Genomic DNA, 12,252 nt, shown 5'->3' with positions numbered 1-12,252 from the left:
TACGAGATCGATCGATGCAGGCTCTATACGCTCAGCTACTGGTGGGACTGATCAACGGCTCGTTCTACGCGCTGCTCAGTCTCGGGCTTGCCGTGATCTTCGGCATGCTCAACATCATCAATTTCGCCCATGGCGCACTGTACATGATGGGCGCCTTCGTCGCCTATTTCCTGCTGAACCTCGGCGGCATCAACTACTGGTGGGCCTTGCTGCTGGCCCCCATCATCGTCGGTATCTTCGGCATGATCCTGGAACGGACCATGCTGCAGTGGCTGACGGGGCTCGACCATCTCTATGGTTTGCTGCTGACCTTCGGCATCGCGCTGATCGTGCAGGGCCTGTTCCAGAACTACTTCGGCTCCTCGGGCCTGCCTTACGCCATTCCGGATCAGCTCAGGGGCGGCATGAATCTCGGCTTCATGTTCTTACCCGTCTATCGCGGCTGGGTCGTCGTGTTCTCGCTGGTGGTGTGTCTTGCCACCTGGTTCCTGATCGAGAAGACGCAACTCGGCGCTTACCTGCGCGCCGCCACGGAAAATCCGACGCTGGTGCGCGCGTTCGGCATCAACGTGCCGCGCATGATCACGCTGACCTACGGCCTCGGTGTCGGACTTGCCGCGCTCGCAGGCGTGCTCTCGGCGCCGATCAACCAGGTGCGGCCGCTGATGGGCGCCGACCTCATCATCGTCGTGTTCGCGGTCGTCGTGATCGGCGGCATGGGTTCGATCATGGGCTCCATCATCACCGGCTTCGCGCTCGGCGTGATCGAGGGGCTGACCAAATATTTCTACCCCGAGGCCTCCAACACCGTCGTGTTCGTGCTGATGGTGCTGGTGCTCCTGGTGAAGCCAACGGGATTGACGGGAAGGGCGGCCTGAGATGACAACCCTGACGGACGACACGCTGCCTGCGACCCCGCGGGCGATGCGCGACGAGATGACCGTGTTCGTGGTGATGGCGCTGCTGCTCGCGGCGGTCCCATTTACGGGAGTCTATCCGTTCTTCGTGATGCAGGCCCTGTGCTTTGCGCTGCTCGCCTGCGCCTTCAATTTGCTGATTGGTTACGGCGGATTGCTGTCGTTCGGCCACGCGATGTTCTTGGGCACCGCCGGCTATTGCAGCGCGCATGCGCTGAAAGTGTGGGGACTGCCGCCGGAGCTCGGTATCCTCGTCGGCGTCGCCGCGGCGTTCGTCCTGTCGATCGTCACCGGATACATCTCGATCCGCCGCCAGGGCATCTATTTCTCGATGATCACCCTGGCGCTGTCGCAGCTCCTGTACTTCATCTACCTGCAGGCACCGTTCACCCATGGTGAAGACGGCATCCAGGGCATTCCGCAGGGACACATGTTCGGTGTCCTCGACCTCTCCAAGCCGACGGTTCTGTACTACGTCGTGCTGGTCGGCTTCCTCGCCGGCTTCCTCTTGATCTTCCGTATCATCAACTCGCCGTTCGGCGAGGTTCTGAAGTCGATCCGCGAGAACGAGCCGCGCGCGATCTCGCTCGGCTACCGCACCGACCAGTACAAGTTCCTGGCGTTCGTCCTGTCGGGGACGCTCGCCGGCTTTGCCGGTGCACTGAAAGTGTTCGTGGCGCAGAACGCCTCGCTCACCGACGTGCACTGGACGATGTCGGGCGAAGTCGTGCTGATGACGCTGGTCGGCGGTCTCGGCACCATTTTCGGCCCCGTGGTCGGCGCCTTCGTGATCATCGCCATGCAGCAATATCTGGCGAGCTTCGGCCAGTGGGTGACGGTGATCCAGGGCGCGATCTTCGTGATCTGCGTGCTCACCTTCCGCCGTGGCGTCATCGGCGAAATCGCGCATTACTTGCGACGATCGCTCTAAGCAGTTGATTTTAAATCAGTTTGCTTGCTGCGTGAAAGCGGTGGATGATCCGGCTCCGCGGGCGTGAGATGACACGCGCGCGGATCGAAAATGGTCTATGACGGTTTTGTGACGGCCCCTCGGGCCTGGCCATTTCCAACCGGTAGCCTACCCCCATGATGCGATGGTTTCGTGCGTTCCTGCCGAAGGAAGAACGGTTCTTCGACCTGTTCGACCGGCATGCCCAGACGGTGATCCAGGGGGCGATCGCGCTCCAGGGCATGCTCAATGGGGGCGAGGAGACGCCGGTCTATTGCCAGCGCGTCAACCAGTTCGAGAACGACGCCGACAACATCACCCGTGAGGTGCTGACGGCGGTGCGCCGCACCTTCATCACCCCGTTCGACCGAGGCGACATCAAGAACCTGATCACGTCGATGGACGATGCCATCGACCAGATGCAGCAGACGGCCAAGGCCGTCATGCTGTTCGAAGTTCGCGCCTTCGAGCCTCCCATGCGCGAGATCGGCGGGCTCCTGATCGAATGTGCCAATCTGGTCGGGCGTGCGCTGCCGCTGATGCAATCGATCGGCCCGAACGTCGCCATGCTGACCGCCATCACGGAGGAGCTCGGCAAGCTGGAGGGACGTGTCGACGATCTCCACGACATCGGCCTGAAGGAATTGTTCCTGAAGCATCGCGACGGCAACGCGATGGATTTCATCGTCGGCGTCGAGATCTACGACCATCTCGAAAAGGTGGCCGATCGCTTCGACGATGTGGCGAACGAGATCAACAGCATCGTCATCGAGCAAGTGTAGGGCAGGGCGCGCCGTGGATGCTGCGTTGGGTCTTCCCGTCCTGGTCGGACTGATCGCCGTCGCGCTGCTGTTCGATTTCCTGAACGGCCTGCATGACGCCGCCAATTCGATCGCGACCATCGTCTCGACCCGCGTGCTGCGGCCGCAATTCGCGGTGTTTTGGGCCGCATTCTTCAATTTCATCGCCTTCATGGTGTTCGGTCTCCACGTCGCCCAGACCATCGGCACCGGGATCATCGATCCCGCCGTCGTCGATGCCCAGGTGATCTTCGCGGCGCTCGTCGGCGCCATCGTCTGGAACCTCGTGACTTGGGCGCTCGGCATCCCGTCCTCGTCTTCGCACGCGCTGATCGGCGGGCTCATCGGCGGCGGCATGGCCAAGGCGGGGATCTCGGCCGCGGTGTGGAGCGGCCTGTCCAAGACGGTGCTGGCGATCGTGCTGTCGCCGCTGGTCGGCTTCCTGCTCGCAATGATGCTGGTGGCGATCGTGTCCTGGGCCTCGGTGCGCTCGACGCCGTTCGCGGTCGATCGTGCCTTCCGCATCCTGCAATTCGCCTCCGCCTCGCTCTACTCGCTCGGCCATGGCGGCAACGATGCGCAGAAGACCATGGGCATCATCGCGGTGCTGCTGTATTCGCAAGGCCATCTCGGCAGCGACTTCTCGGTGCCGTTCTGGGTGGTGCTGTCCTGCCAGGCGGCGATGGCGCTGGGCACGCTGATGGGTGGCTGGCGCATCGTCCGCACCATGGGCCTGCGCATCACGAAATTAACGCCGATGCAGGGCTTTTGCGCCGAGACGGGGGGCGCCGCGACCCTGTTCATGGCGACCTATCTCGGGGTTCCCGTCTCGACCACCCACACCATCACCGGTGCCATCGTCGGCGTCGGCGCCGCCCGCCGCGTTTCGGCAGTCCGCTGGAACGTCGCCAGCTCGATCGTCTATGCCTGGGTGATCACGATCCCGGCCTCCGCCATCGTCGCGGCGCTGACCTGGTGGGTGGTCCAGGTCGTCAGGTAACGAGCTTAAGCCCGGCAATCCCGGCGACGATCAGGGCGATGCTGGCGAGACGGAAGGCCGTTGCCGGCTCGCCGAACAGGAAGATGCCGAGCGTCGCAGTGCCGACCGCGCCGATGCCGGTCCAGACCGCATAGGCGGTACCGACGGGAAGTGATTTGAGCGCAAATCCGAGCAGGATGACGCTGCCGGCCATGGCCGCCAGCGTGATGACGGACGGAACAAGCTTGGTAAAGCCGTCGGTGTACTTCAGGCCGATCGCCCAGGTGATCTCGAGAAGACCGGCGACAAACAGGATGCTCCAGGCCACGACGACCCTCCATTCCAGGCAGGGTCGTCCCCGCGGCTGATGTGCTGATGGATGGGGAGGCCGTCCTCCCCAAGACTGATATGACCAAGCGCCGATATGGGGCTGGCCGACGGGCTCCGCAATCACCAAATGAGGCTTGATCAGGCCCGCTTTCCCTGCCACACGCTCCCGCCATGTCCGAAATCGCCGCCACCACAGCCGAATCGCCGGCCCGTTCCCCGCTTGCCGCTGAAGTGGCGCGGCGGCGGACCTTTGCGATCATCTCCCACCCCGACGCCGGCAAGACCACGCTGACCGAAAAGCTGCTGCTGTTCGGCGGGGCCATCAATCTCGCCGGCCAGGTCAAGGCCAAGGGCGAGCGGCGCAACACCCGCTCGGACTGGATGAAGATCGAGCGCGAGCGCGGCATCTCGGTCGTGACCTCGGTCATGACCTTCGAGTTCGAAGGCCTCGTCTTCAACTTGCTGGACACGCCGGGCCACGAGGACTTTTCGGAAGACACCTACCGCACGCTCACCGCGGTCGATTCCGCCGTGATGGTGATCGACGCCGCCAAGGGCATCGAGGCGCGCACCCGAAAGCTGTTCGAAGTGTGTCGCCTCCGCGACATCCCGATCATCACCTTCATCAACAAGATGGACCGCGAGAGCCGCGACGTGTTCGAGCTGCTCGACGAGATCGAGAAGACGCTGGCGCTCGACACCACGCCGATGACCTGGCCGGTCGGCCGCGGCCGCGACTTCCTCGGCACCTATGACGTCGTCAATGGCGGCGTCCGCCTGCTCGAAGGCGGCGGCGCCAAGACCGGCGCGGCGCAGCAGATCGCGATCGAGGAACTGGCCAAGCTCAACGCCAATCTCGACGTCTCCGCCGTGAAGGACGAGCTCGAGCTCGTCACCGAGGCGTCGAAGCCGTTCGAGCTCGAAGCGTTCCGCGAAGGCCATCTGACGCCGGTCTATTTCGGCAGCGCGCTGCGTAATTTCGGCGTCGGCGACCTCCTGGAAGGCCTCGGCAAGTTCGCGCCCGAGCCGCGCGCGCAGGACAGCGACCAGCGCAAGGTCGAGGCCACCGATCCCCGCATGAGCGCCTTCGTGTTCAAGATCCAGGCCAACATGGATCCGAACCACCGCGACCGCATCGCCTTCGCGCGGCTCTGCTCGGGCAAGCTCAGCCGCGGCATGAAGGCGAAGCTGGTGCGCACCGGCAAGAGCATGCCGCTGTCGAGCCCGCAATTCTTCTTCGCGCAGGACCGTTCGGTGGCGGACGAAGCCTTTGCCGGCGACGTTGTCGGCATTCCCAATCACGGCACGCTGCGCATCGGCGATACGCTGACCGAGGGCGAGGATTTCAACTTCGTCGGCGTGCCGAGCTTTGCGCCGGAAATCGTCCGCCGCGTCCGTCTGACCGACGCAATGAAGGCGAAGAAGCTGAAGGAAGCGCTGCAGCAGATGTCGGAAGAGGGCGTGGTGCAGGTGTTCCGCCCGCGCGACGGCGCGCCGGCGCTGGTCGGCGTGGTCGGCGCGCTCCAGCTCGACGTGCTCAAGGCGCGGCTCGAGGCGGAATATTCGCTGCCGGTCGAGTTCGAGGTCAGCGAATTCCAGCTGGCGCGCTGGGTCTCTTCCGAGGATCGCAGGAAGCTCGACACCTTCATCGTCGCGAATACCTCCAGCATTGCGGACGATGTCGACGGCGATCCCGTGTATCTCGCCAGGAACGAGTTCTACCTCGGCTACACCAGGGAGCGCGCCGAGGGCATCGAGTTCACCAACGTCAAGGACGTCAAGAAGAAGGGGTAGGCGGCGGGCGTTCTGCCCGCTTTGCAGTCACACCCTCAGCTGTCATTCCCCGCGAAGGCGGGAATCCAGTACGCCGCAGCCCATCGATTCAATCACTACCGTCTCGGAGTACTGGGTCGCCCGGTCTCGGTTCCGCAAAGCTACGCCGGGCCCCGAAACTACTCGGCCGGCGAAGCTTCAGCGAAGACGGCAAGCCGGGCGAGGACAGCGTGCCTGAACGCGAGCACGTGAACGGCCTCAGACTTGACGTTGTTGGAGGCAATGCCACCTTCAACTCGTGTGACCTTGCGAGTTCACTCCATGTGGCGCGGCATTCTCGTTCTTACCCTGCTGACGATCTCTACGATCGCCGCCGACGCGCGGCCCCGGCAGATCAATCCGATCCCGTTCTCGCACGAGCCGTGCAGCGTGCTCGACGGCCGGCCCTGCACGCCATCATATTGCAGCCCGCTCGAGCCCGGTCCCTGCATTCCCGAGATCGATTACCCCTACGGCCAGAACCTCCAGCTCACGATCGAGAGCGTGCCGTCCGAGGCGGATCGTGCCAAATACCGCAAGCCCGATCACGATCTCGACACGATCGGCGATCTCTTTGCCGAGCTGCGCAGCTGTTGGTCGCCCCCATCGGACAATGCGCGTGAGGGCATGCAGATGTCGGTGCGATTCAGCCTCAACCGATCGGGTGGCCTGATCGGCCCGCCGCGCATGACATTTGCGACCGCGGGCGTTCCCGCCGACACCCGCACGACCTATCTCAACGCGATCAACGCATCGTTGAGAGCATGTCTGCCGCTGAAGTTCACCAGCGGCCTTGGCGGCGCGCTGGCAGGCCGACCGATCGCGATCCGCTATGTCGACAACAGGCAATTCCCGAATTGACCTGCTGTCGAGTTTAGCCCAGCGATATGGCCACCGTGTGAGAGGCTCGTCAGCTCAGCAATTTCCAGCTGTCCAACTTGCGCACGACGGTGGCTTCGATGTCCTCGATCCTTTCGAATTCCTCATAGGTGACCCCGTTGAGATCGGATGGCAGTCTCAGCGGCTTCTTCAGCAGGATGGCGACCCGGTCGAACGCGCGGAATTTGGCAAAGAGCATCCCCATCTCGAAGATGACATTCTCGCGCGCTCGCGCCGCGAGTTGCTCGTTGGGTTTTCCCAGGCGTCCCTCGTCGTCGGGCGTCGCTAGGATGAAGCCTGCCTTGCAAGTCCGGATCAGCTCCTCGAGCGCTGACAGGATCGTTGTTGCATTCTTGTCTTCCCGCAGCAGCACCTTCGGATTGACCTTGTTCTGCCGCAAAATCGATTCCAGTGATATCCGGCTTCTTTCGTCCCTTCCATGCACGATGAAGACGTTGCGGTCGAGCTGGAGCTCCGGATGCGGCGTATGCAGGGCCAGCGCCAGAATATCGGTGTAGGCCTCCAGGACGCGCAGGTCCTCGGGCGAGAACGCCTTCTCCGGGATGTTATTGTGGAAGCAAGCAACTCCAAACGGGCTCCGGCTGGGTCCCAGTTTGATTGGGAAGCAGACCATGTTCTGGATGGGGCTGTCGCCGTAGAACTCGCCGCCTTGCGCACGCGAGAAGACGGTCTGCGTACCCGTGCGGAAGCAATTGCCCGCGATGGTTCCGAAGTAGCCCAGCGTGGTGGAAACTTGGCCCGGGCATGAGAATCCAGCAATTCCTCGCGAAACAGGAAGTCGCCCTCGTTGAAGAGCACCAGCCTGTTCATTTTGGGATGGTCGATCAGGACCGATCCGGCGTCGGCGGCCGGGCTGATCGCGATCGCCGTCTGCAGGAATTCCACGATGATGGCCTCCTGCGAACGGCCGTGGGAGGCTCGAAGAAAATCCAGTATTCTGGCATCGAAACTGATTTTGTCGGCCATAATGAACCGCCCGATTTATCTGCAATGTCTGGATCATATTCCGCCAGACGCCGAATTCAACAACAAGTTGTCTTTCCGGGTTTTGGCTCGTAGCCTTGACCTATCAACGCCATACTGCCCCGGGGCCGTTATTCGATGGACGCCAGGACCAGCTATTTCTTATTCTTGCTCACACTCCATTCGTCACTGCTGATCACCAGCACGATCGCCGGCTCGAAATTGTTCGCGCTGCCTTTCGGCCTGGACGCCAGTGCGACGGTCTTCAGCTATCTGCTGACATTCATCATCATCGACACGATCGCCGAGCTGTTCGGCAAGGAGTATTCCAGGCGGGTGATCAATCTGGGCCTGCTCAGCATGGCCTTGTCCGCCGCCTATTTCGAGTTTGCCGCCTATCTCCCGCCAGCTCCAGGCTGGCACCACCAGCAGGATTTCGAAGCCGTCGTCAGCTCTTCGGTTCGAATCTGGATCGGTGGCTGGATCGCCTACATGGTCAGTCAGCACTTTGATCTGTCGTTCTTCCTTCTGCTGCGCCAGACGGCGTTCGGCAGGAGGTCCGTGGTGCTGTCGGCCTGGCTCAGCCTGATGTTTGCTCAGCTGCTGGACACCGTCATATTCGTGTCGATCGCGTTCTACGGTACCGGCGTCGTCCTGCCGACAATCGTCGGTCAGTATCTGATCAAGCTGCTCTTCTCCACCGTTACCGCGCCTCTGGTGAAGTTGAGCATCTCGATGGGGCGAGACTGGATCGAAGCGCGAAGCGGAAAGCTGGCCGGGAAGGACTGATGCATTGCGCTTCGCGGGGTCAAGATGATACCTGATGGAGCAAGGTCTTACGCAAGGGGATGTCGTGGGTCTGCTGGTCATGATTCTGGGGCTGGTGCTGTTCTTCGCAGCCCATATTTTCACGACGAAACGCGAGGCGCGCGCGCAGGCGATCGCGAAGCTGGGCGAGGGGACTTACAAGATCCTCTATTCGCTGGTCTCGCTGGCGGGGCTGGCGCTGATCATCTGGGGCTTTGCCCACTATCGCAGCTCCGGCTGGATCGACGTCTGGTATCCGCCGAAGGCAATGAAGCACATCGCGCTCGCGCTTATGCTGCCCGCGGTCGTCCTGGTAGTGGCGTCATATTTGCGCGGCCGCATCTATGCGACGCTGAAGCATCCGATGCTGGCCGGCATCAAGCTGTGGGCGGCGGCGCATCTGCTCGCCAATGGCGATCTCGGCTCCATCATCCTGTTCGGCTCGTTCCTGGGCTGGGCGGTGTATGATCGCATTACGCTCAAGCATCGCACCGACAGCGGCGGGCCGCCGATACCGGTCGGCGGCGTCACCAACGATTTGATCGCGGTCGCGGTCGGCGTGGTTGCCTATATGGCCCTGGCCTTCGCGTTCCATCCGGTCGTGATCGGTGTCCCTGTCGTCGGCGTCTAGCCGGTCAGCACAAGACACAACCCGGATGTCCATGCGCGGAAGCTAACAAGAGCAACAAGCCAAGGCCCCTTCGATGGATTGGTCGCAATCTCAGATCCCGCCGATGCGGCTCGAGGCGCGCTTCGGCGATCGCGTAGTGCCGGCATTTTCAGATCGGCCCGCGAGCCTCTGGGCGATGATCGCCGAGGCGCGGGGCCGCAATGCCGATGGCGAAGCGTTGATCTGCGGCAATGTCCGCCTGAGCTGGCGGCAGGCGATGGAGCAGGCCGCGAGGATCGCGGCGGGCCTTCGCAAGCTCGGCCTTGAGCGCGGCGACCGTGTCGCCATCCTGCTCGGCAACCGCATCGAATTTCCGCTGCTGCTGTTCGCCGCCGCGCATGAGGGGCTCGTCACCGTGCTGCTCAGCACGCGCCAGCAAAAGCCGGAGATCGCCTATGTGCTCGCCGATTGCGGCGCCAAAATCCTGATCCACGAGGCATCGCTCGCCGAGCGGCTGCCCGATGCGCAGGACGTGCCCGATCTGATCCACCGCATCGCCGTGGACGACGATCCGGCCCGGTCTCGCTTCTCCGCGCTCGCCGACAATGCGCCGGCGCCTGCACCGGTCGAGGTGAGCGAAGAGGATACCGCGATGATCCTCTACACCTCGGGCACTACGGGCAAGCCGAAGGGCGCGATGCTGGCCCATTGCAACATCGTGCATTCCTCGATGGTGTTCGTGTCCTGCCTGCAATTGACGGAAGCCGACCGCTCGATCGCGGCGGTGCCGCTCGGCCACGTCACCGGCGTCGTCGCCAACATCACGACCATGATCCGCTGCGGCGGCGCGCTGATCATCATGCCGGAGTTCAAGGCGGCCGATTACCTCAAGCTCGCCGCGCGCGAGCGCGTCACCTACACGGTGATGGTGCCCGCGATGTACAATCTCTGCCTGCTGCAGCCGGATTTCGACGGCTACGATCTGTCGAGCTGGCGCATCGGCGGCTTCGGCGGCGCGCCGATGCCGGTTGCCACCATCGAGAAGCTCAAGGCCAAGATTCCCGGCCTTAAGCTGATGAATTGCTACGGCGCGACCGAGACGACGTCGCCCTCGACCATCATGCCGGGCGAGCTGACGGAGAGCCACATCGACAGCGTCGGCCTGCCGTGTCCCGGCGCGCGCATCATTGCGATGGGGACGGACGGGCGCGAGCTGCCGCGCGGCGAGATCGGCGAGCTCTGGATCCAGAGTGCCTCCGTCATTAAGGGCTATTGGAATAACCCAAAAGCCACGGCCGAAAGCTTCACCGGCGGGTTCTGGCACTCCGGCGACCTCGGCTCGGTCGACGCCGAGGGGTTTGTCCGCGTGTTCGACCGGCAAAAGGACATGATCAATCGCGGCGGCCTGAAGATCTATTCGGCCGAGGTCGAATCCGTGCTGGCCGGCCATCCCGCGGTGGTCGAGAGCGCGATCATTGCCAAGGCGTGCCCGGTGCTGGGCGAGCGCGTCCACGCCGTGGTGGTGACGCGCGCACCCGTTGCCGACGCGGACCTGCGCGCCTGGTGCGCCGAGCGGCTGTCCGACTACAAGGTCCCCGAAACCATGGCGATCACATCAGAGCCGCTGCCACGCAATGCCAATGGCAAGGTGCTGAAGCGGCAGCTGCGGGAGCGCCTCGGAACCTGAGCCGGGCAGGCGGCTCTCCGGGTCTTCCCGGGTGGTTAACGCCTTGATCGGGCTCGCTTTGCCTTGCCACCGCCATATCGTTAGGGTACCTCGCCGCCACACGGGGGACGGGATTCCTGACGCGAACGCTTCCGCGCGCGTATCCGGACGGGCATGGGATTGGCATAAGTGTCTGAATTATTTGACGAAGTAAACGAGGAAGTACGTCGCGAACAGCTCAAGAAGCTGTGGGACAAGTATTCGATCTACTTCATCGCCCTGATGGTGCTGGTCGTGGCCGCTGTCGGTGGCTGGCGCGGCTACCAATATCTGGAGGCCAAGAAGGCGGCCGAGGCCGGCGCCGCCTTCGAGAAGGCCGTCGAGCTGTCCGAGCAGGACAAGCATGGCGAGGCCGAGGCGGCCTTCACCGAGCTCGCTGCCAAGGCTCCGTCCGGCTATCGCACCCTGGCGCGGCTGCGTGCTGCAGCCGAGGCCGCCAGCCGCGACCCCAAGGCCGCCGCGAAGATGTATGACGACATTGCCGCCGATCGCAGTGTTGGCGGCGAGTGGCAGGATCTGGCGAAGATCCGTGCCGCCGGCCTGCTGCTCGACAGCGCCAGCTACGCGGACATGCAGCAGCGGCTGGAAGCCTCCGCGGCGCCGAAATCGACCTTCCGCCACACCGCTCGCGAGATGCTGGCGCTGTCGGCCTGGCGTAACAACGACATGACCGCAGCCCGCAAATGGCTCGAGGCGATTGACGGAGACGGCGAAACGCCGCCCGGCCTGCGCTCGCGCGCCGAGGCGCTCCAGGCGCTGCTGCCGCCCGTCGCCAAGAGCTGAGCAAGAAGAGCTGAGCAAGTAGAGCTGACGACGGCTCTCTGACCTAGACGAGACACGATATGCGCCGCACGCCACGCTTGATCGCAGCCGCCGTCCTGATCGCCTTCACGGGCGTCCTGGGCGGCTGCTCCAGCTTCGATCCAAGCGACATGCTCGACTTCCTCGACACCAAGAAGAAGCTGCCGGGCGACCGCAAGCCGGTGTTCCCCGAGGGCGTGCCCGGCCTCGAGCAAGGCGTGCCGAGGGAGATGTACAAGGGCGCGCAGCAGCAGCCCGATGCGAACGCGCCGGCCGTCGCGGCCCTGCCTGCGGAGCCCCCGCCGGAACCGGCCAAGCCGGCGAAGGGGGCCAAGGCGGCGAAGTCCCGACAACCCGCCGCCACGGCGGCCGCGCCGGCTGAAGCGCCCGCCGGCGAGATCGACGGCGAGGCCCAGCCGGAGGCCGCGCCGGCGACGTCCGCTCCGCCGCCCAAGCACAAGATCGTCCGCAGGCGCACCACCGCGCCGCCGCCGGATCAGCCCGTCCAGCAGGCGCAACCGGCCCAAACCACGCAGCAGCAATCGCAGAGCGCTTTCCCGGCGCCGCTGCCGAGCGGCAGCTTCTCGCGCTAGAGCATGATCCGGAAAAGTGTGAAGCGGTTTTCCGAAAAGATCATGCTCAAACAATTATCCTCATT

General features: G+C 63.7%; 13 protein-coding genes. 11 read left to right on the top strand and 2 right to left on the bottom strand.

The window, feature by feature from the left end:
• Positions 1–14 precede the first annotated feature (14 nt).
• From ACVIIV_RS27995 to ACVIIV_RS27980, 4 genes are all read left to right on the top strand, one after another.
• Complete coding sequence (locus tag ACVIIV_RS27995) at positions 15–878, top strand: branched-chain amino acid ABC transporter permease (protein WP_212371003.1); 864 nt, start codon at positions 15–17, stop codon at positions 876–878.
• Between the two features lies 1 nt (position 879).
• Positions 880–1,848 (top strand): branched-chain amino acid ABC transporter permease, encoded by a 969-nt coding sequence (locus tag ACVIIV_RS27990; protein ID WP_456747025.1) that lies wholly within the window; start codon positions 880–882, stop codon positions 1,846–1,848.
• A gap of 155 nt (positions 1,849–2,003) precedes the next feature.
• Positions 2,004–2,648, top strand: coding sequence for a DUF47 domain-containing protein (locus ACVIIV_RS27985; protein WP_027574217.1), 645 nt, complete (start codon positions 2,004–2,006; stop codon positions 2,646–2,648).
• Between the two features lie 13 nt (positions 2,649–2,661).
• Complete coding sequence (locus ACVIIV_RS27980; protein WP_456747024.1) at positions 2,662–3,666, top strand: anion permease; 1,005 nt, start codon at positions 2,662–2,664, stop codon at positions 3,664–3,666.
• Here ACVIIV_RS27980 and sugE read toward each other — a convergent pair.
• Positions 3,659–3,973, bottom strand: coding sequence for a quaternary ammonium compound efflux SMR transporter SugE (gene sugE / locus ACVIIV_RS27975; protein ID WP_456747023.1), 315 nt, complete (start codon positions 3,971–3,973; stop codon positions 3,659–3,661). The two genes, ACVIIV_RS27980 and sugE, sit on opposite strands and share 8 nt — an antisense overlap.
• A gap of 173 nt (positions 3,974–4,146) precedes the next feature.
• Between sugE and ACVIIV_RS27970 the strand changes: the two genes are divergently transcribed.
• Complete coding sequence (locus tag ACVIIV_RS27970; protein WP_456747022.1) at positions 4,147–5,769, top strand: peptide chain release factor 3; 1,623 nt, start codon at positions 4,147–4,149, stop codon at positions 5,767–5,769.
• A gap of 300 nt (positions 5,770–6,069) precedes the next feature.
• Positions 6,070–6,648: a hypothetical protein gene (locus ACVIIV_RS27965; RefSeq protein WP_456747021.1), complete on the top strand. Its 579-nt coding sequence runs from the start codon at positions 6,070–6,072 to the stop codon at positions 6,646–6,648.
• Between the two features lie 49 nt (positions 6,649–6,697).
• On the opposite strand, the gene ACVIIV_RS27960 is transcribed toward ACVIIV_RS27965, so the two are convergent.
• Positions 6,698–7,690: a TIR domain-containing protein gene (locus ACVIIV_RS27960; RefSeq protein WP_456747020.1), complete on the bottom strand. Its 993-nt coding sequence runs from the start codon at positions 7,688–7,690 to the stop codon at positions 6,698–6,700.
• A gap of 98 nt (positions 7,691–7,788) precedes the next feature.
• Between ACVIIV_RS27960 and ACVIIV_RS27955 the strand changes: the two genes are divergently transcribed.
• The 5 genes from ACVIIV_RS27955 (at position 7,789) to ACVIIV_RS27935 (ending at position 12,187) form a co-directional block, all read left to right on the top strand.
• On the top strand, positions 7,789–8,439 hold the full coding sequence (locus ACVIIV_RS27955; RefSeq protein ID WP_456747019.1) for a queuosine precursor transporter: 651 nt from the start codon (positions 7,789–7,791) through the stop codon (positions 8,437–8,439).
• A gap of 64 nt (positions 8,440–8,503) precedes the next feature.
• A complete protein-coding gene (locus ACVIIV_RS27950; protein ID WP_456748849.1) occupies positions 8,504–9,088 on the top strand; it encodes an NnrU family protein in 585 nt (194 codons plus the stop codon).
• Positions 9,089–9,161: 73 nt separating this feature from the next.
• On the top strand, positions 9,162–10,754 hold the full coding sequence (locus ACVIIV_RS27945) for a class I adenylate-forming enzyme family protein (protein ID WP_456747018.1): 1,593 nt from the start codon (positions 9,162–9,164) through the stop codon (positions 10,752–10,754).
• Between the two features lie 168 nt (positions 10,755–10,922).
• On the top strand, positions 10,923–11,576 hold the full coding sequence (locus ACVIIV_RS27940; RefSeq protein WP_456747017.1) for a tetratricopeptide repeat protein: 654 nt from the start codon (positions 10,923–10,925) through the stop codon (positions 11,574–11,576).
• Positions 11,577–11,635: 59 nt separating this feature from the next.
• Entirely contained in the window at positions 11,636–12,187 is a 552-nt protein-coding gene (locus ACVIIV_RS27935) for a hypothetical protein (RefSeq protein ID WP_456747016.1), read from the top strand.
• The last annotated feature ends 65 nt before the right edge of the window (positions 12,188–12,252 follow it).

The sequence above is a fragment of the Bradyrhizobium sp. USDA 4354 genome (assembly GCF_054060315.1).
This window is presented reverse-complemented; position numbering and strand designations above follow the sequence as displayed.